The sequence below is a fragment of the Vibrio sp. SCSIO 43097 genome (assembly GCF_023650755.1).
In the GTDB taxonomy this organism is placed as follows: Bacteria; Pseudomonadota; Gammaproteobacteria; order Enterobacterales; family Vibrionaceae; genus Vibrio; species Vibrio alginolyticus.
In genome coordinates, this window is sequence record NZ_CP071841.1 from 1,802,820 (window position 1) to 1,822,809 (window position 19,990).

Annotated in this window: 18 protein-coding genes; 9 read left to right on the forward strand and 9 right to left on the reverse strand. The window is 43.3% G+C overall.

Annotation, left to right across the window (positions count from 1 at the left end):
• The first annotated feature begins 30 nt into the window (after window positions 1-30).
• Entirely contained in the window at window positions 31-990 is a 960-nt protein-coding gene (denD, locus tag J4N40_RS24455; protein WP_017635260.1) for a D-erythronate dehydrogenase, read from the forward strand.
• Window positions 990-2,483, forward strand: a complete 1,494-nt coding sequence (locus J4N40_RS24460) for a GntP family permease (protein ID WP_005375369.1) — start codon at window positions 990-992, stop codon at window positions 2,481-2,483. Before denD ends, J4N40_RS24460 begins: the two co-directional genes overlap by 1 nt.
• Before the next feature lie 266 nt (window positions 2,484-2,749).
• Here the strand turns inward: J4N40_RS24460 and rcnR are convergent, their stop codons facing one another.
• Window positions 2,750-3,022 (reverse strand): Ni(II)/Co(II)-binding transcriptional repressor RcnR, encoded by a 273-nt coding sequence (gene rcnR, locus J4N40_RS24465; RefSeq protein ID WP_005375370.1) that lies wholly within the window; start codon window positions 3,020-3,022, stop codon window positions 2,750-2,752.
• A 135-nt stretch (window positions 3,023-3,157) separates the two neighbouring features.
• Here rcnR and J4N40_RS24470 point away from each other — a divergent pair, with 135 nt between their 5' ends.
• Complete coding sequence (locus J4N40_RS24470; RefSeq protein ID WP_250654581.1) at window positions 3,158-4,234, forward strand: nickel/cobalt efflux protein RcnA; 1,077 nt, start codon at window positions 3,158-3,160, stop codon at window positions 4,232-4,234.
• A gap of 550 nt (window positions 4,235-4,784) precedes the next feature.
• Window positions 4,785-6,344: a methyl-accepting chemotaxis protein gene (locus J4N40_RS24475; protein ID WP_213885191.1), complete on the forward strand. Its 1,560-nt coding sequence runs from the start codon at window positions 4,785-4,787 to the stop codon at window positions 6,342-6,344.
• 147 nt (window positions 6,345-6,491) lie between these two features.
• Here the strand turns inward: J4N40_RS24475 and J4N40_RS24480 are convergent, their stop codons facing one another.
• A complete protein-coding gene (locus tag J4N40_RS24480; protein WP_115386754.1) occupies window positions 6,492-7,391 on the reverse strand; it encodes a LysR family transcriptional regulator in 900 nt (299 codons plus the stop codon).
• Between the two features lie 141 nt (window positions 7,392-7,532).
• On the opposite strand from J4N40_RS24480, the gene accD reads away from it, so the two are divergent.
• Window positions 7,533-8,396, forward strand: a complete 864-nt coding sequence (accD, locus tag J4N40_RS24485; RefSeq protein ID WP_017821534.1) for an acetyl-CoA carboxylase, carboxyltransferase subunit beta — start codon at window positions 7,533-7,535, stop codon at window positions 8,394-8,396.
• 31 nt (window positions 8,397-8,427) lie between these two features.
• On the opposite strand, the gene J4N40_RS24490 is transcribed toward accD, so the two are convergent.
• Window positions 8,428-9,405, reverse strand: a complete 978-nt coding sequence (locus tag J4N40_RS24490; protein WP_065275418.1) for a hypothetical protein — start codon at window positions 9,403-9,405, stop codon at window positions 8,428-8,430.
• A 448-nt stretch (window positions 9,406-9,853) separates the two neighbouring features.
• Between J4N40_RS24490 and J4N40_RS24495 the strand changes: the two genes are divergently transcribed.
• Both J4N40_RS24495 and J4N40_RS24500 read left to right on the forward strand, forming a co-directional pair.
• Entirely contained in the window at window positions 9,854-12,280 is a 2,427-nt protein-coding gene (locus J4N40_RS24495) for a M9 family metallopeptidase (protein WP_085569320.1), read from the forward strand.
• Between the two features lie 282 nt (window positions 12,281-12,562).
• Window positions 12,563-12,793, forward strand: a complete 231-nt coding sequence (locus tag J4N40_RS24500; protein WP_005375384.1) for a PAS factor family protein — start codon at window positions 12,563-12,565, stop codon at window positions 12,791-12,793.
• 77 nt (window positions 12,794-12,870) lie between these two features.
• Here J4N40_RS24500 and J4N40_RS24505 read toward each other — a convergent pair whose 3' ends face one another.
• On the reverse strand, window positions 12,871-13,248 hold the full coding sequence (locus J4N40_RS24505) for a carboxymuconolactone decarboxylase family protein (protein WP_005375385.1): 378 nt from the start codon (window positions 13,246-13,248) through the stop codon (window positions 12,871-12,873).
• Between the two features lie 58 nt (window positions 13,249-13,306).
• A complete protein-coding gene (locus tag J4N40_RS24510; RefSeq protein ID WP_005375386.1) occupies window positions 13,307-13,663 on the reverse strand; it encodes a MerR family transcriptional regulator in 357 nt (118 codons plus the stop codon).
• A gap of 520 nt (window positions 13,664-14,183) precedes the next feature.
• Between J4N40_RS24510 and J4N40_RS24515 the strand changes: the two genes are divergently transcribed.
• A complete protein-coding gene (locus J4N40_RS24515; RefSeq protein ID WP_250654582.1) occupies window positions 14,184-15,533 on the forward strand; it encodes an alpha-amylase family protein in 1,350 nt (449 codons plus the stop codon).
• Between the two features lie 108 nt (window positions 15,534-15,641).
• Here the strand turns inward: J4N40_RS24515 and J4N40_RS24520 are convergent, their stop codons facing one another.
• Complete coding sequence (locus tag J4N40_RS24520; protein ID WP_005375388.1) at window positions 15,642-15,935, reverse strand: ArsR/SmtB family transcription factor; 294 nt, start codon at window positions 15,933-15,935, stop codon at window positions 15,642-15,644.
• A 245-nt stretch (window positions 15,936-16,180) separates the two neighbouring features.
• Here J4N40_RS24520 and J4N40_RS24525 point away from each other — a divergent pair, with 245 nt between their 5' ends.
• The gene (locus J4N40_RS24525; protein WP_005392536.1) at window positions 16,181-16,474 is read left to right on the forward strand and encodes a hypothetical protein; all 294 of its coding nucleotides are present in this window, start codon (window positions 16,181-16,183) and stop codon (window positions 16,472-16,474) included.
• Window positions 16,475-16,565: 91 nt separating this feature from the next.
• On the opposite strand, the gene J4N40_RS24530 is transcribed toward J4N40_RS24525, so the two are convergent.
• The 3 genes from J4N40_RS24530 to J4N40_RS24540 form a co-directional block, all read right to left on the reverse strand.
• Entirely contained in the window at window positions 16,566-18,530 is a 1,965-nt protein-coding gene (locus J4N40_RS24530) for a monovalent cation:proton antiporter-2 (CPA2) family protein (RefSeq protein WP_005385095.1), read from the reverse strand.
• Window positions 18,527-19,144 carry an NAD(P)H-dependent oxidoreductase gene (locus tag J4N40_RS24535; RefSeq protein ID WP_005375391.1) on the reverse strand — a complete coding sequence of 206 codons (618 nt, stop codon included), beginning with the start codon at window positions 19,142-19,144 and terminating at the stop codon, window positions 18,527-18,529. Before J4N40_RS24535 ends, J4N40_RS24530 begins: the two co-directional genes overlap by 4 nt.
• A 166-nt stretch (window positions 19,145-19,310) precedes the next feature.
• A complete protein-coding gene (locus J4N40_RS24540; RefSeq protein ID WP_005375398.1) occupies window positions 19,311-19,736 on the reverse strand; it encodes a universal stress protein in 426 nt (141 codons plus the stop codon).
• Window positions 19,737-19,990 lie beyond the last annotated feature (254 nt).

The following is a 19,990-nucleotide window of genomic DNA, read 5'->3' on the forward strand; positions in this document are numbered from 1 at the left end:
AACCAATTACAAAAACAAAGGGTCGTGACTATGAATATTATCATAACTGGAGGGGCGGGTTTTCTCGGAACCCTACTTGCCAAATCACTACTAAAAGAAAACAAAGCTGAAAGTATTACTATTGTCGACATTCAAAAGTCGCGCTTAGAGGGCATTGATGACCGAGTCGTTTCTTTAGTCATGGATATGACAAAGCGAGAAAATATAGACCAAGTTATTACTGCCGAAACGACACACATTTTTCATTTAGCGGCAATTGTATCGAGCCATGCTGAGCAAGATTTTGATTTAGGCGTAGCTGTAAACCTGACGACCACACAGTTATTGCTTGAGCGTTGCCGTAAAGTAAACCCTAATATTCGTTTTACGTTTGCTTCATCTTTAGCTGTCTTTGGTGGTGATCTTCCGGAAACGATTACACCAATAACAGCACTTCATCCTCAGTCATCCTACGGGACGCAAAAAGCCATAGGTGAGTTATTGGTTAACGACTATGCCCGTAAAGGCTTTGTTAAAGCTGTATCCGTACGTTTACCGACTATTTGTATTCGCCCTGGGAAACCAAACCTTGCCGCTAGCTCTTTCGTAAGCGGAATTATTCGTGAGCCTTTGAATGCTCAAGAATCAAATTGTCCTGTAGACCCTACGCTAAAACTTTGGATATCGAGTCCGTCTAGAGTGGTGGACAATATTCAATATGCAGGGCTAATGCCTTATGAGCAGTTAAATAATCTGTCCTATAGAACGCTTAATTTACCTGGTATTCAAACTACACCAGCTGAGATGATTCAAACAATGGACACTCTAATGGGTAAACAACTTTCTAATTATATTACTTATGAGCATGATGCGGGTATTGATCGTATTGTGAGTAGTTGGCCACAAAAAATTGATTGTACTAAAGAACTGGAGCTTGGATTTAAAGCAGACAGTAATTTCAAGGATGTATTACAACAATTTATTTCTGTTAACAATATGGAGATTGTCTAATGTTACCAACCTCAGTAATTGGACTAATAGTAGCCGTATCAGTCCTTGTTTTTCTTGTATTACGTACAAAAGTACATGTGTTAATTGCGATGTTAATTGCGGCATGTATCGCAGGTATTATTGGTGGGTTAAGTGTTGACGACACGATTGCGACCGTTAGCAAAGGATTTGGTGGAACATTAGGCGGTATAGGGATTGTCATCGGTCTCGGCGTTATGATGGGGGCTATTTTAGAGGCTTCTGGAGCAGGAGAAAGTATTGCCTATAATTTTATAAAGTGGTTAGGAAAAAAGAAAGAAGAGGCCGCTCTTGCTGTAACTGGCTATATTGTTAGCATCCCAATCTTTGTGGATAGCGCGCTTATCATTCTTTATCCAATTGCGAAGTCTTTGTCAAAAACGTCCAATCGCTCGATTTTAACGCTTACGGTTGCTCTGGCGGGCGGCTTGGTCGTAGCGCATCACGCTATTCCGCCGACTCCAGGGCCTTTGGGCGTTGCTGGTATCTTTGGTGTCGATCTCGCCAGCATGTTAGGTTTTGGTTTGATGATCGCAGCGCCTTGTGTCATGGGTATTGTTTGGTATGCAAGATGGTTAGAAAAGCAGTTTCCTGAATTCATTCCAACCGAACATTTCTCGAAGTCTAGTGAGCAACTGATTAATGATCACAAAGAGTACATTGCAAGTAAAGAAGCGAAAGACCTACCATCTTTAAGTAAATCTATCGCTCCAATTATTATCCCAATTTTACTTATACTTGCGAAATCAGTGATGGGTTTATTAGAGGGGACTTTCGGTTTCGAAGGGCTGACTGCAACAACATTTGGTCAATTTATCGCTTTTATCGGCAGCCCTACTATTGCACTATCAATAGCGACGTTATTAGCGGTTTACACATTGGGTAATAACCTTACCAAAGAAGAAGCGAATGAAAAGATGGAACAAGGAATCTCCACTTGTGGCATCATTTTGTTAGTAACAGGAGCTGGTGGCGCGTTAGGTGCCGTATTGCGTGAAACGGGTGCGGGCGCAGAGATTGCTAACCAAGTTGCAGGGCTTCCTATTTCTGCGGTTATGATTCCATTTATTATTGCGACGTTAGTTCGTATTATTCAGGGCTCTGGTACAGTCTCCATGATAACCGCTGCTTCTATATCTGCCCCAGTTTTAGTAAATATTCCTGACGTTAACCTTTTATTCGCAGCGACGGCAGCTACGATGGGATCTCTATTTGCTGGCTACTTTAATGACTCGCTATTCCATATTGTTAATCGATTAATGGGGGTGACTGAGGTTAAGAAACAACTCATTATTTGGACTATTCCAACAACAATTGCTTGGGCTATTGGTGGTTCATTAGTCATGATTCTTAACTTATTCTTCGGATCTCATGGTTCAATCTTTGATCCTGTGTTACCACTTGCTGTACTTTTGGGGTGTGTTGCATTTACAAAATCTTACAGCGCTAAGCACGTCGAATTACAAGAGGTATAAAGGTTTACTTGTACTCTTCCATAAAGTAAAAACCTATCACAATATGTATTTTTATCAGATAGTTTAGAGTTTTTTAATAATATGAACGGCCCTATGTTTGGGCCGTTTTAGTTCTTATAAATAAACTATTTAACTTGAACCGATATAGGTTCCATTTTCAACTTAATCAATATGAAATGGAATTGTTATTTCCCGCTTAGTAAGCGATTACCTATAAAGGATATATTCGAGTTTAACCCTAGTGACTTTACTCTAGCGAAGTAGGGTTACTTTATATAAGAGTCCAGTACTTTTAATACGACTTCCATATCTTTTTCACGTTGAGTTTTGTCTTCCTCAAGTACAACGTGCTCAAGTAAGTGACCTTTAATTACTTCTCGCATCAAACCATTTACTGCTCCCCGAATAGCGGCAATCTGCTGCAACACATCTTGGCATTCATGCTCTTCTTCCAGCATTTTTTTAAGTCCGTTCACCTGACCCTGTATTTTACTGACTCGAGTGTTGAGCTTCTTTTGATCTCTGGTTGTATGCGACATGTCTTATCTTCTTTACGTTACGGGCCGAGTTATTCTAACTGATAATGTAGCACTCAATTCATACTGGGGGGTAGTATTTAATACTAGGGGGGAGTATAGTTTGCGATAAATTAGAATCAACAACAGAGAACAACAATGGATTTTGTCGCGTTACTACAACAAGGTAATGGGTGGTTCTTTATTCCCAGTGCCATTTTGCTTGGCGCCTTGCATGGTTTAGAACCTGGGCACTCTAAAACGATGATGGCGGCGTTCATTGTCGCGGTGAAAGGAACGGTCAAACAAGCCGTGATGCTGGGTTTAGCTGCCACACTTTCTCACACTATAATTGTATGGTTAATCGCTGTTGGCGGGATGTATATTAGCCAGAAATTCACCGCTGAAGCGGCTGAACCATGGATGCAACTTATCTCTGGGGTCATTATCGTGACAACCGGCGTATGGATGTTTTGGCGGACATGGAGCGATGAGCGAGCTTGGAACAAAGCTCAGGATCATGCTCGCGATTGGACGACGCAAGTTGTGGATACAGGACATGGGCATGTTTCGCTTTCGATTACAGAGGAAGGGGAGCATCACCGTTTCCAGTTGCGAACACTCAGCGGTAAACCTTTAACTGCTGAAGGTATCAAGGTTTCGGTATCGAGTGATGGTTATCAACCTGCTGATATTTATCACTTTATAGAGCGTGATGGATACTTGGAATCGGCGTCTTGCATTGAAGTCTCTAATGGACTTTCTGTCACTTTGATCATCGGGCACCATGATCATACCCATGACTTTGATGTACATTTCCGTCCTGGTTCTCATTTAGAAAGCGAAGATAAGGAATATCAAGATGCTCACGAGCGCGCTCACGCTTTAGACATTCAAAAGCGCTTTGAGAATCGAGACGTGACGAATGGGCAAATTCTGCTGTTTGGATTAACGGGCGGTTTGATTCCATGCCCTGCTGCGGTAACGGTTTTGCTTATCTGTTTGCAGCTTAAGGCAATGACTCTTGGTGCGACTTTAGTTGTGTCATTCAGTATTGGCTTAGCCTTGACTCTGGTTGCTGTTGGCGTTGTGGCAGCAGTGGGCGTGCAAAAAGCGACATCTAAATGGAGCGGTTTGAATGATGTTGCACGTCGAGCTCCTTACTTATCGGGCGTCTTGATCAGTGCAGTTGGTTTATACATGGGTATGCATGGATACATATCGCTGACGAGCTAAACTCTGTGGTAAAGATTTTTTTCCTTTCTTTTTTTATGGGCAATGGCTTCATGCCTTGGTTTGCATATTTTGCTGCCGATTCTTGATTGAGAATTACTCGATCTGACATCGCTGCCATATCTACAAACCAAGTCATTCTCGCTTCACCAAACATCTCGTATTACAACCGCTGCGATTGTGGCTCTAATATCTGAACCTGAGATACTAAATGATAAAACGGGAGCACTGACCACAGCGCTCCCGACGGTCAAAACGCTAATTAGAAGTCTTTTCTTTAATGTTCGATACCAATTTGGTCGCATAGTTAAATTTAACTATGCAAACGTTTCCTTTTGCGTACTCGTCCCTTCGCCAAACCTCGTAGAAATGTGACGTTTTGAAGACTTTTTTTCCTTCTGTCTAAAGTAATCGGGAACCAAGCAGATACATAGTTATAAAGTTATGTCTTGCTCTGCCAAACAGACCCAAAATGCAGTTTGGTTGGTTTTGGAGAAGAAAGGCTTAGCGCTCGATTAATGAGCATCAATTGAATTGTATTGAGACAATTATAATGAAAAGAATCATCTTATTAGCAGTCTGCGCCATGTTTGGTATTGCTGTCGTGGCGAGTATGGCATCAACGTACCTAATTTCGAGTCAGAAAATCGATGACATCATCTTAAACAAATCCCAAGTTCAAGCTGAGTTTCTAGCGGGAAATGCGAGTTATATTTTGGAGAACTCAGCCAATCCAATGCAAGATTTACAATCGCTTGTTGAGGGGCTGAAACAACGTTCAGACGTGAGTTATGCCGTTGTAATTGACCGTAACGTAACGGCAGTAGCCCACAGTGATAAGCACAAGCTGAACAAAACCTATAACGATGAATATACTGTTGAAGGCGCGACGAGAGGTGTTCAACAGTACTCAAAGTGGTATGCCGATGTCCAGAAAGTATGGGTGTTTGACATCATGGCACCAATTTATGTGGATGGTCAGTTATACGGTACTTTTGATATTGGTATTCCTATTACCGAAGTGAGCCAAGCGACGAATGGAATTATTACTTACCAGTTGATCTCTATGGTGGCGATCTTCGTTATGTGTGTTTTGATTCTGTCACTTCTGCTAAATAAACTGATGAGACCGCTTTCTGCGCTTAAAGACGCTCTACAAGACATCTCAAAAGGAGACGGAGACTTAACCGTTCGTTTGCCAGAGAAAGGTAATGACGAAGTCGCACAAATTTCTTCTGCTTTCAATGTTTTTGTTGGGAAAGTACATGAGATTATTACACAAGTTGTAAATACTGGTGTGGAGCTTAATAGTTCAGCTGTCGCTTTGCGTGGGCAATCTCAACAAGCGCTCACAAGAGGGCAAGAGCAGAACGAGCAAACCATGCTGGTTGTCACATCCATGAACGAAATGATTGCGACGGTCAATGAAATTGCCTCCAATGCTGCCGGAGCGGCAAATGCTGCGAGTGCAGCAAGTAATGAAGCGCAAGATGGCTACACGACGCTAGAAAGAACCAAAACGGCGATGACTAATCTTGAAAACGAGATGAACAGCACTTCCAACATTATCGTGAGTCTTGCTGAAAATACTCAGTCGATTGGTAGTATTCTAGAGGTGATTAGAGGTATTTCGGAGCAAACCAATCTATTGGCTCTCAATGCGGCTATCGAAGCGGCACGCGCTGGTGACGCTGGCCGAGGTTTTGCAGTAGTCGCTGATGAAGTTCGCAACCTAGCGACTAAAACTGCTCATTCTACCGATGAAATTGACAACATGATTCACCAGCTACAAACTGAAGCTCAAAGTGCGGTGAATTCAATGAGCAATAGTAAGACTCTTATTGAAGAAGGAACGGCAGAAACCGAGTTAGCTCGACAGGCTTTAGAAGCAATAGCTGCACAAGTGACGACTATTTCAGATATCAATACTCAAGTAGCAACCGCAACAGAACAGCAATCAACGGTAGCAAACGAAATTAATATGAACATGGATACCGTCAGCCACTCAGTGAAAAGTGCGCTAACGGCGAGTGAGCAACTAGAAGAATCAAGTCAACAACTCGCGGAGCTATCGCGAACACTCGATCGTCACGTAGGAGCGTTTAGAATCTAAACGCCAACTGACCCTCTTTAATAAAAGCCAGTAAATGTTAATTGCTGGCTTTTTTATTTGAAAAAATCGAGTCTCAAATCGCTTAGCGGTGTTTGTCCTTTCTAGACGATAAAACAGAATACGATAAATTAGTTGAGTAAAGCTTAGCTAGGCGTTAAGTTTTGCGTTTTGCTTTAAATGTTCAACAAACATAGATATTTTCTTAGCTACATGTTTTCTAGACGAGTAAAAGGCGTAAAGCACTAAATCCTCAGGTTCGTACTCTAGAGTGACGATTTCTAGCTCACCATTTTTGATCTCATTTTGGCATGACTCAATTGGCAATATTGCGTATCCAAGCCCTGATAACGCGCCATATCTGGCGAGATGACCGCTGTTTACTTTGAATGAAGATTGCACAGTTTGAGTAATATGGCCCCCAACAGGGTTTCTGAATACCCATGGTGCACCATTTACTGCGGTAAGCGTCGTGATGCAGGGAACATGACTTAGATCCGTAATTTTGTAAGGGGTGGCGTATTTCTCAATTAGTTGAGGCGCGGCTAAAATGGCACTGGGCCAGCGTTTTATCTCTCTCGCCACCCAGTTACTGTCTGACAAAGTCCCTCTATGAAAACTCAAAATGACATCAAAGCTGTCAATAACATCATCTTTAGGGTTTAGCGTTGTATCGCAAGACAAAGAGATTGACGGGTATTGCGTGCAAAAGGTGACAACCGCTTTGGCCAGTACAGGTGTGTCTGGCATAAGAATTCGCAGTTCCCCTGTTACCGTGTGCGAGTGGCGCGTTACCGTTTCTAGTGCGGCGTTGAGTTGCTCCAATAACGGACGAGTGCTGCTATAGAGCTCTTCTCCAGCCTCGGTAGGCGTCATTCGCCTTGTTGTTCTATTGAACAACCTAATGTTTAACTTTTCTTCAAGCAGGGCAATGTGTCGGCTGATATTTGATGTTGGTATATTCAAACACTCAGCGGCTCGCTTAAAGCTGTTGTTCTCATAAACACAGTGAAAACTTTTTAACCAGATTTGGTCAACGTTATCAAACATTTCATTATCCCACTTTATTGGATTATCAAGCCAGCATATCGCACTTTATCCCTGTACTAAGTTACATACAATTTTATTTACAAGTTTAAGCGAACAAACAACGAGATATCGCGCTAGAACGTAATCAATAGTGGTGAATTTATGAGCTGGTTAGAACGGTTATTTGAGAATAAAAATATAATAGGTTCGCGCAAAGCGTCTATCCCTGAGGGCGTTTGGACAAAGTGTCCTGAGTGTGAACAAATACTTTATCGTGCCGCGTTAAAAGAAAATTTGGAAGTATGCCCTAAATGCTCATATCACATGAGAATGGCTGCGCGTCAAAGGTTGATCTCTTTTCTGGACCATGGAACACAACAAGAGTTGGCAAGTGAGTTGGAGCCACAAGATATTTTGGGTTTTAAAGACTTAAAGCGATATAAAGAGCGAATTGCTTTAGCACAGAAAACGACTGGAGAAAAAGATGCGTTGGTGGTGATGGAGGGCAAGTTATTGGGGCTGCCTGTTGTTGCGTGTGCATTCGAATTCTCTTTCATGGCAGGCTCGATGGGCGCAGTGGTTGGCGAGAAGTTTGTCCGAGCAGTTGAAAGCGCAATTAATACAAAATCTGGGTTAGTATGTTTTTCCGCTTGCGGAGGGGCGCGCATGCAAGAGTCTTTGGTGGCACTCATGCAAATGTCAAAAACCAGCGCCGCGTTAAACCACTTATCTGAGCACAGATTACCCTATATCTCAGTATTGACGGACCAAACTTATGGTGGCGTCTCGGCGAGTTTAGCCATGTTAGGAGACATCAATATTGGTGAACCTAAAGCAAGTATTGGCTTTGCGGGAAGACGTGTCATTGAGCAAACGGTACGTGAAAAGTTACCAGACGAGTTTCAGCGAAGTGAATTTTTACTAGCGCATGGTGCGCTAGATATGATTGTCGATAGACGTGAAATGCGCGATCGCGTTGGCCGCTTACTGGCTAAGTTAACCAACGCGAGGGTGGTCTCAGAATAGGTTGTATTAAAATTAGACTTAGTACTTGCGTTTATTGAGCCGTAATCATTACAAACCGTTCATTTTGCCCCCATCTTGGTTCCGCATTCATTAGGCTGAGATCCAACGCCGTTTGGTATGGGTCAACAGCAAAATGGTTGCTTACTAACCCCCAGAGCATCCAGTTGATTGCGGTTTCATTCTCGGTAAGCTCTTCGAGTGGCGCTTGGAGGAAAAAGTACTCATCTTCGCCATCGTAACCGAGCCGATCATAGATAATGTTGCGTAGCTCTCGATCCAAATCATGTTGGAGGTTGATTGAGTCGTACAGTTGCTCTTCTGTTGGGCCATTCTCATGGTGATAAACATTGCGTTTTGACTCTTTGTGTAAAGTACCTGCGCCAGTTTCAATGCTTACTTTCTTTTGCGAGTGTTGCTCAAGAACTTGAATGATTTCATCCTCTAGTTGATCGAGTTTACTCAGCAAAACTTGATTGTTTATGTCACCAGCGGGGGAGGCCATCGTTTGGAAGGCTTTCACTCTCTCGTAGACTGCTTTCCCGTGAGGAAGGGCTGCAAAACACTGTTCTTGGAGCGCTTCATTGGCTTGCCAAATGCCCGAGTAGAGCTCGTAATCATGTGTATATGGTGGAAGCTCTTCAGTATCTTCCCCTAATAATTCTCGCCAGTGCTTTTGCCACTGTTCTTCTTTTGCGTGTTTTACACGCGCGTATTGCTTAACCCAGCGGTTACGAAGTTTTACCCCAAAAATGGCAAGTCCCCATGGAGCGAGCAAATAAAAATAATAGTGAGAAGAGTTATCCCAAAAGTAACCGTAAACGTAAACACCAAAAGCAAGCACCCAAGTTCCAATAGTACAAGCAATAACCCCGGACATTATTGATGATTGGCGCTTTGTTTCTCTTAATGTATTACCTTCAGAACATAACCAAAAAATGCCGCCAAAAACAAAGGCAAACGTTGTCATGAAGTAGGCAATCCCCGCTCCCCAAAATCCCCAAAGTGACATGTATTATCCCTAGCCAAATATCTGCTTTATTCACTCATCAATGACTGGAGGAGTAAATGTGTTTGATTTGGCGGAGAATTTACCATTAATGCCAACCTTTTGATATGCACTCTGTGACTTATTTGGAATGAGTCACAAATAAAAATAGATGGTATCAAGCATCAAAATTTAATTTAGAACCTTTGATTGTCGTGAACTCTATCTGGAAGAGTTAAGGGGGGCGTTTAAGGGCAATTTTCCTCATAAAGTCGTTATTTAGAAAAAGGTAAATTAATGTTTTTATTGATAATTGTGAGTTTTTTTGGAGTGGGATTGCTCCCATTTAATTAGAGTAAAAGACCTATTTTTGGGAGCGGTTTCATAAATTTTATGACACTGATTTCACTGTTTGAGCTGTAAAGAATATAAACCCCCACTCAATGTATGTTAATAATCAATGAGTGTTGTTATGTCTCATATCCGTTTTTTCCCGCGCCATCGTTTGGCGCTTGCTTGTATGCTAGCGAGTGTGTCTGGCTTCTCTTTTGCACAAAATCAGTGTGCTGTTGCTGATTTACAACAATCGCGAGATCTGGCTACTGCCGTTTCTGGTGCTGAGTATGATTGCTACCACGCTTGGTTTTCAGCACCTTCAGAAACGCTGAATGATATCTATAGTGAAGCGAGCCTAAGCCGTATCCAAGTCGCGCTGGATCAAGAAATCGCTCGCTATCGTGGTGAAGCAGATCAAGCTCGTATTCTAGAGAACCTAGGCGAATTTATTCGAGCGGCCTACTACGTTCGCTACAACGCTGGTACTGGTACACCCGAGTTTTCGCAAGCGTTGAGTCAGCGTTTTGCTCAGTCGACGAACCTATTCCTAAACAACCCTCATGCTTTGGATCAAGGTCGTGAACAAGTTGGTGCAATGAAGAGCCTGACTTTGATGGTTGATAACGTTAAGCAGTTGCCGCTGACCATGGATAGCATGATGGCCGCGTTGATGCACTTTAATCGTGAAACCGCGCAGGACACGCAATGGGTCGATGGTTTAAACAACTTGTTCCGCTCTATGGCAGGCCATGCGGCGAACGATGCGTTCTACCGATACATGGCAAACAATACACACCATATTGATACGTTGGTGAAATTCGCATCTGATAATGCTTGGGCATTAGATACGGATGCAAGCTTTATCGTTTTCAATGCATTACGTGAAACTGGTCGTTTGCTCGCGAGCCCAGATCAGGAGACCAAACGCAAAGCATTGGCAGTAATGCAACAGGTGATGCAGCGTTATCCACTGGGTAGTGAGCATGACAAACTATGGCTTGCTGCCGTTGAAATGATGAGCTACTACGCACCAGAAGGCCTAAATGGTCTGAATATTGAGCAAGCCAAGCAAGATTTAGCTGCACGTGTAATGCCAAATCGTTTTGAATGTCAGGGACCTGCCATTATTCGCTCTGAGGATCTGACCGATGCTCAAGCAGCGAAAGCGTGTGAAGTGCTAGCGGCAAAAGAAGCCGACTTCCATCGAGTTGCGAATACGGGTAATCAACCTGTCGCTGATGATTTGAATGATCGTGTTGAAGTGGCGGTATTCGCGAGTAACACTAGTTACGTTGATTACTCTTCATTCCTATTTGGTAATACAACGGACAACGGTGGTCAGTACCTAGAAGGTGACCCTTCAAAAGCGGACAATACTGCGCGTTTCGTCGCTTATCGCTACGCGAATGGTGAAGATCTCTCTATCTTGAACCTAGAACATGAATACACGCACTATTTAGATGCACGATTTAACCAATACGGTTCGTTCAGCGATAACTTGGCTCATGGTCATATTGTTTGGTGGCTAGAAGGTTTTGCTGAATACATGCATTACAAGCAAGGTTACCAAGCTGCGATTGAGCTGATTGCAGATGGTAAACTGAGCCTTTCCACTGTGTTTGATACCACGTACTCTCACGATACCAATCGTATCTATCGTTGGGGTTATCTAGCTGTTCGATTCATGTTAGAAAATCATCCACAAGACGTCGAAAGCTTGTTGGCATTGTCGCGCTCTGGCCAGTTCGAACAATGGGCACAGCAGGTGACGTCTTTAGGTCAACAATACGATGCTGAGTTTGAACGTTGGTTGGACACATTAAAAGTGGAACCTGAGCAACCTGATACAGACCCAGAAGAGCCAACAGAACCAACAAGCCCTGAAGCACAAGTGACTGAATTGACGGCGAACCAAAGCCTTCAGCTCAGTGGCGAAGCATACAGCGAAAAACTGTTCTACGTTGATGTTCCAGCCAACACCGTTAACTTCAATGTATCTATTGAGGGTGCGGGTGATGCGGATCTTTACATGAGCTACAACAAAGTCGCGCATTACTATGATTTCGAAATGAGTCATTATGCTGATGGCAGCAATGAAGAGATTGTGTTTGAACCAGAGCAAGATGGTTACGTTAAAGCGGGTCGTTACTACATCAGCTTAACTGGACGTGATAGCTATGACTCAGTGAATCTTGTGGCTGCGTTAGAAGTGGAAGCGCAAACACCGCCAACCCAAGTGCAAGATGATTTAGCACCTGTGGTATTAGAGTCTGGTGAAGCCAAAATGCTTACCGTTCACAAGCAGCGTTATGCAGCAGTTTATGTGCCTGAAGGTGTTGAAGAGGTTCGTGTATGGCTAACGGCTCACTCTCAAACTGGTAATGTCGATCTATACGCGAGTAGGGAGCATTGGCCTACAGTAGAGCAGCACGAGTATGCGTCCAACTATGCAGGCAGCAATGAATACCTTGCGATTCCTGTTACTGAAGCAGGGTACGTGCACTTCGCTCTTCAGGCTCCAGAGCAAGGCGATGACGTTGAAATGCTAGTGCACTTCAACTAAACAGGTTCGATTAACTAAAGTCGAGATAAAACGTCGCTGATACAGCGACGTTTTTGTTTATATCGGACACGATTATAAACAAACAGCGGCGAATGCTAGTTAATCGGCTGGTTTATCGAGTTATCAGTTGCCCTTTTTCTAAACGGCTTTAGGTTTGTATTGCAATTTACCGCGCACATAAACTTTTTTAGCGACGCGTTCTGTGACCTAGCTTCTGATTTGTGCTTCCCAAATGGATACAATATATATGCACCCCGTGCAATAAAGTGAAAAGGGAAAGACATGAAAACGCTTATTTATGAAACGTTGATTAGCCTTGCTAACCAAGAACCAGAACAACATGCAAGAATCCGACAAAATCTCTATGAACAGTTGGATCTGCCGTTCGATAAGCAGCTGGCTTTGTATTCTTGTGCCCTTGGTCCTGCAAGTTCAGGCAAGTTGGAGAGCAGTCAAGGCATTAACAACGCGGTAGATTGCGCGGTTAAACTGCTTGAAACTCCTGAGCGCTAATTCACTCGTTGTTTTAATCACGGCCCGAACCCCAAGGGCCGTTTTTAATTGCGGTTAAATTGATTTCAACGTCGTTATTACTCTGCTCTTTCCGCTAGCACTTCTTTGAATGCAAACATGCCGTTTAATGCCGCGGGAAAACCTGCGTAGACGGACATCTGCAAAATGATCTCTTTAATCTCATCCTCGCTACAGCCTACATTCAGCGCTGCATTTAAGTGCACTTTTAGTTGCGGCGCGCAATTCCCCATTGCCGTTAGCGCGGCGACGGTTGCGATTTCTCTCGATTTTAGGTCTAAGCCCGGGCGAGCATAAATATCGCCAAACGGATACTCAATGGTGTACTGAGCTAAATCTGGACAAATATCTTGTAAGGTTTCGATGACATTATGACCAGCGTCGCCATCAATTTGAGAGAGTAGTTCTAATCCTTTGTTAAAGCGTGATTGTTCCATCGGTATGTTCCTAGTGAATAAACGTAAACACACCTTAATCGTTAGAGTTAACTCTAAGTCAACGAACTTTTCCGCTTTTATACAAGGCAATTTTTTCTTCTAGAGCCGATAAGTGCTTTTTCTGTTGCTCAATGTGGCGTTTGAGGTTTTCTTGGTGTTGTTCTAACAGGGCTTGACGTTGTGGTACAGATTGAGAGCCGACTTCCCTTAATTTGGCATACTCTAGAATCTCTTCAAGTGGCATTGCAGTTTCTTTTAAACGCTTAACAAAGCTTATCCAGTTTAGATCTTTCGAACTATACATTCGATGTCCACTCGCGTTTCTATGGACATGTTTAAGTAAACCGATTTTTTCATAGTATCGAAGAGTATGAGCAGATAGCCCGACGAGGTCAGAAAATTCTTTGATATTCATTATTATCCTCCAAGGTAGAGCATCCCCCATAGAGATAAGCTAAGTTTCGCATTTTGAAGTCATTTCGGGACAGATACAAACAGAAATCTTTAGTCTTTTAACGCTAGGTATGGTGATTTACTGGATTTTTGAAACGCGCCAAACGTGATCCACCTGCCAGTTTCGTTTTATTAACAATTGATTACTAAACGGGTTGGCTTGGCTATTTTTATCCTTTGGGCCTATTTTAGGGCGTACATAGGTCTTATGTTCTATCTTTTTAAATTGAAGTTTTTGCTAAGCAAAACAATGGTTTAGGTTTGTGTTGGGCTATTTGGGTTGTATGTTGTGTGCCCGTTATTCACTCAGAACGATTTATCGCTGTGCAATGGATGAGTCGCTACGCCTTCGATTTCAGCCTTGAGTTAGTGCTAAAAGGGTGAGTGCCTCTGATGAATAGCTTTTATAATTTCGATTATTGAATTCACTCACAAAAAAATGCAAACAAGTAATCGTGAGTGGAAACGAGCAGGAGAACAACATGAGTGGCTCACAGGAAACACAATCATTCGGTGCAAACGTTATCTTACATGCGTTTGATTGGAAGTATGCTGACATTGCCCAACGAGCAAAAGAAATCCGCGAGCTTGGTTATGGCTCTGTGTTGGTTTCGCCACCAATGAAAAGCGCACACGATGAGCGCTGGTGGCAGCGTTATCAACCACAAGATTATCGTGTTATCGATAATGCCTTGGGTGATACCAAAGATTTTATTCATATGGTTCGTGAACTGGAGCAAGTTGGTGTATGGGTTTATGCCGACGTAGTGTTTAACCATATGGCAAATGAGGCCCACCTTCGCAGAGACCTTCAGTACCCAAGACAAGAGGTCTTGGAGGAATACCAGAACGACAAACAGAAATATCAGTCGCTAGCGTTGTTTGGCGATCTATCTCAACCACTTTTTGATGAAGAGGACTTTGTTGAAGCATTCGGCATCAAAGACTGGAAAGATAAGTGGCAGGTTCAAAACGGACGTATCACAGGTGGACCAACCGATCCTGGCTTGCCAACTCTTCGTGTTTGTGACCATGTCGTTGAGCAGCAGCGAGCGTACCTAAAGGCGCTGAAAGCTATTGGTGTGAAAGGTTTTCGTATTGACGCTGCGAAACACATGACGTTAGAGCATCTTAAGCGTGTTTGGACAGACGACATCACGCGGGATGTGCATATATTTGGTGAAATTATTACCGATGGCGGTGCGACGGAAGAAGAGTATCAGCTGTTTCTTGAGCCGTATCTACAGGAAACTCGCCTAGGTGCGTACGATTTCCCTTTGTTCTCAACCATGTTTAAGGCGTTTGCTAAAAAGGGCAGCTTCAAGTCTCTGATTGATCCCTATTGTTTTGGTCAGGCTTTGTCCCCCGGTCGTGCGATTACATTTGCTATCACACATGATATTCCTAACAATGATGTCTTTCTTGATCTCATCATGGACGAGGAAAACGAATGGTTAGCTTATGCCTATATTCTAGGCCGAGATGGCGGTGTGCCGTTGATTTATACCGACTTAAACACCAGCGGTATTAAAGGTAAAAATGGTCAGCCAAGGTGGCAAGGTGCATGGAGCGACCCGAGAATGGCAAAAATGATCCAGTTCCATAATATGACGCATGGCGAGCCGATGAGTGTTCTTGAAGGTAACGATGACATGCTCGTACTTAAGCGAGGTGACAAAGGTATTGTGGTGCTTAATAAATCACAGCGTCAACAGTCTTTGACATTAAAAACGGATGGCAATTGGGTTGATTTGATGACAGAACAAATCATTCCAACTGACGGTAAGTTAATCGTACCATCTAAGTCGTCGATGTTACTTGTCGCGAACTAGAAGATGTACACACCGAGCTTAGCAACTTCGGTGTGTATGTTTTTCATCGTCATTCACGTTCTGCTGAAGTTCAATAGAAACTCAAACTCTCTCGTTTTTGCTAGAAATTTATGAGCACTCGTTAACGCAACATTCTGCTTTTAAAAAACCAATTACGTCATCTAAGCACTGATACTCTGCAACACAAAAAAGGGTTCTACCCTCGCGGCGCTGGGTGAGAAGACCAGCTGAAGCAAGGCTCGAGATATGATGAGAGAGAGTGGATGCTGGAATGCCAAGCTTTTCTTGTACGCCGCCTACCGCGATACCTTTGTATCCCGCTTTGACGACTTCTTTGTAAATACTTAAACGAGTCGGATGCCCTAACTCTTTTAGTGCTTTAGCAACGGCTTCAAGCTCCATACTGACCTCTAAAGAATGACCACAGTAATTTTGTTTCGATAATAGGGAAAGTCTCGGTAAATGCCAACTATTACGATCTCAGAACAATTTAAATCAGATGAGATTCATGCTGGCTAATGCCTTCATGACAACAATTGTCTGTTCTAATGAGACAGATCAATCTTCATTATTATTTCACGCCACGTTCAAAATCCCTCGTCTACACTCAATGTTGAGTTGTCAGTTGGCAGACCAAGGAGGCGGCCATGATTGCGGTTCATAGAGATTATTGTTTGTCTAACAGTTCGGATTTACATGCCCACGTTAAAGTCAACCCTGTTGGTAAATTAGAAGTTGAGATTGTTGAACTTCAAGAGCGCCACACCACAGAGTTTGATGATTTGTCTTTTGAGAGTCGTGGGTGTGAAACTCGAATCTGTGGTAAAGAAGACACAACTCCGTGGCAGTTCAATCTTGCAGTTACTGATGCGTTAGAGCTTTCTCATTTAGTGGAAGAAGCAAACGAAGAGTATGAGATTTTAATGAATGATCTTATGTAATATCGAGAAGATCATTTTATCCTGCACGGCGTGTGGCTCTGTACTGAAAAAATAAAAACCTCCCAAGTGGGAGGTTTTAATATGGAGTGCGTTATCGTTGGATAGGCTCTTCTCTTGGTGGTGTTAGCTCTTGGACGTTATCTTCATTAAAATCATCGGCGTAACCTTTAGGTGGCGGTGTCCAACCACGTTCTGACCGCGATAGTTTGTCATGACGATCTTTTTGCATCTCTTCCGCCATTTTCTCCTCTAACTGAATAAACAGTTGTCGGAAATTGTTGTCATAGCGTTCACCTTCAGAATCATCCTCCCAAGCTTTGTAAAGTATTTCTGACTTACGTGCTTCAACACGCTTATATGTCGCCTTCTGTTGTTCAACAAAGAAGGGGTGAATGCCAAGGGCTTTCATTGTGTGACCGCCCATCTCCAATGCAGAATGGTAGGTCTCTGATTCAATAATATCAGCCCCCGCTTGACGCAAAAGATAGCCATGTCCACGGTCAAAGGCACGTGCAATCACTGTTACTTTTGGGTACGTGTGCTTAACGTACTTCACCAGTTCTACACTCGATTCTTGGTTATCAATCGCCACAACCAACGCAGCGGCGTGCTCAATGCCGGCTGTATGTAGCATATCTGGTCGAGTCGCGTCGCCAAAATAGGCGCGAGTGCCAATCTGGCGCATGTTATCGACTTGGTCAGATTGATGGTCAAGTACCACGGTAGTCACGCCGTTTGATACCAATAGGCGATTCACTATTTGTCCAAAGCGGCCGATGCCGGCGATGATCACCGTGCCTGTTTCCTCAATCGTATCGCTTTCGCGTTCATTTGACTGGCTTTCAAAGCGCGGCAGAATCACTCTATCAAACAGAATAAACAAACCTGGTGTCAGGAACATCGAAATCGCAACCACTAACGCAAGAGTTTGTGAAAGTTCAAATGGGATGACGTGGTTTTGCACTGAAAAGCTTAGAAGCACAAAGCCGAATTCACCTGCTTGAGCCAAGCTTAGGGTAAACAGCCAGCGGTTGCTGCCTTTCACCCTAAATATCAGTGCAAGAATAAACAGCACCAAGGCTTTCAAAACCATCACGCCAATGGTCAATGCCATGACCAACCAGAAATCACCAAAAAGGACCGAGAAGTTGATCCCTGCGCCAACGGTAATAAAGAACAGACCTAACAATAGACCTTTAAATGGTTCGATATTGGATTCTAACTCGTGGCGGAATTCACTGTTCGCCAATACAACGCCAGCCAAGAAGGTTCCTAAGGCAGGAGATAAGCCCACTAAACTCATCAGTGCAGCGATACCAATGACAAGCATGAGTGCAGTTGCGGTAAAGATTTCTCGCAAACCAGAGCTAGCCACATAATTGAGCAGAGGTCGACTTAAAAAGTGTCCACCAACGACGACGATTGCTATCGATGCTGTGATTACGATGCCGTATGCCCAGCCTGGCAACCCCGCAACGAGGCTTAATTCTTCATGGTGCGCTGCGGCTGTTTGTGCTGCGGACTGTGCCTGTTCAATTAATTCAGGTAAGGCCAATAGGGGAATGAACGCCAACATTGGTATCACTGCAATATCTTGAAAAAGCAACACGGAGAAAGCGTTTTGTCCACCTTCCGTCTTCGTTAATCCTTTTTCGCTAAAAGTTTGCAAAACAATCGCAGTAGAAGAGAGGGCGAAGATCAAACCTATGGCTAAGGCTATGGTCCAAGGCTGGTCAAAGTATAAGGCAATACCCATAATCGCCGCGACGGTACCGCCGACTTGCAGACCTCCTAAACCCATTAAGCGATTGCGCATCGCCCACAACATTTTGGGTTCGAGCTCTAAACCAACGAGAAACAGCATCATCACCACGCCAAACTCGGCAAAGTGCTGAATTGTTGTTGTTTCTTCACCGACTAAACCGATAATTGGGCCAATGACCACACCTGCGATGAGATAGCCTAAAACGGACCCAAGTCCCAAACGCTTAGCAAGTGGGACTGCAATTACAGCAGCAATCAAATATATGAAGGCTTGTAAGAATATTCCTGTCATGAAGCCTCCTTAATGAGCTCTGGCAATGCGCTGTTAAGCTTGATTAATGACGCCGCAGCTTCAACATCCAACCTATCTTCGACTAAAGCTGTTAGCAGGCTCTTGTACCGCTCAACATGACGAGGGATTCGCCCTTCTTCATCTGCTGTACGTGCGCCAAACATCGCGAGAGGGGCAATGTAGTTCATGCCGGTCAGTGCGGACATTTGTTCAATGGGCGCAAGCAGTTGACGAATCGTAAAGTGGTTGTAGCCCTCTGCCTTATAAGCTTCTTCTTTGCCCCCTGCAGACAGCACACAAAGCATGGTCTTGCCTTGCAGTGCTGTGCCATCTGTACCGTAAGCAAAGCCATATTCCAAAACCAGATCTTGCCACTCTTTTAAAATCGCAGGCGTTGAATACCAATATAGTGGGAATTGGAAAATCACCACGTCATGCTCACGTAAGCGTTGCTGCTCACGGTCGATATTAATATCGAAACGAGGGTATTCGCCATAGAGATCAACACATGTCACGCCTTCAATTTTTTGAGCTTCTTTGAAAAGTGGAGTATTCACTTCTGAACGATGCTGGGAAGGATGAGCAAAGAGAATGAGTACTTTTTTATTTGCCATAGGGATCCTTGCTATCTAAATAACCATGCCCAGTAGGAGCGCGGGTTGGTTAGAAAATGTAACTCATAAATGATCGCCAAGCTAGTTTGGAAAACTGTTTAAGCTGTTTCAATATCAATAAAAAACCACCAAATAAATTGGTGGTTTTGGGAAGTGTTACGTTTTACTAATCATGAATAGGGACGACTAGAATATCCACCGGTGACTTGTTAATTAAGTGTCTGGAGTAAGAAATAATCTTGCTCCAGAAATCTTGGTGGTGACCACAAATCAGAAGATCCACTTCTTGCTCTTTAATGGTGACCTCTAATTTATCAGCCAAGTCGCCAGTACCTACGAAGAAATGTTTAAGTGGGTAATCCATGTAATCACTAAATGTTTTTAAACATTCCATTGAATGCTCATTCAACGGCCTTTGATCCGGGTTCTCTTTAATGTCTACAAGCTCGCGATAGATTTCTCCGTGCGTACCATCAATATGGATAAAGGAGATATCGGAGTCGAGATAGTTTGCCATTGATACCGCTCTGTCGATAAGCACGGTGCTTTCATCTGACAGTTCGAGTGCAACAAGGATATGTTTGTATTTCATAACCACGCCCTTATGTGGATTATCTTTACCCTAAGCATAGTATGGCTTGGGCAAAAATTGTGTTGATAAGATCTCGAAATTGTTCAAAGTTTTGTTAAAAAGTTAATACGATATAACAACTTGCTGTGAAACTTTCTCTTTGTACTCATTTGGTTAGAAAGCTTGCTTTTTGAACAAAAAAGCCGCTACACTCTGCGCATCATTTCTCTAGGAGATTACGCCAACATGAAGAACTAAACCTGTCATCCATATTT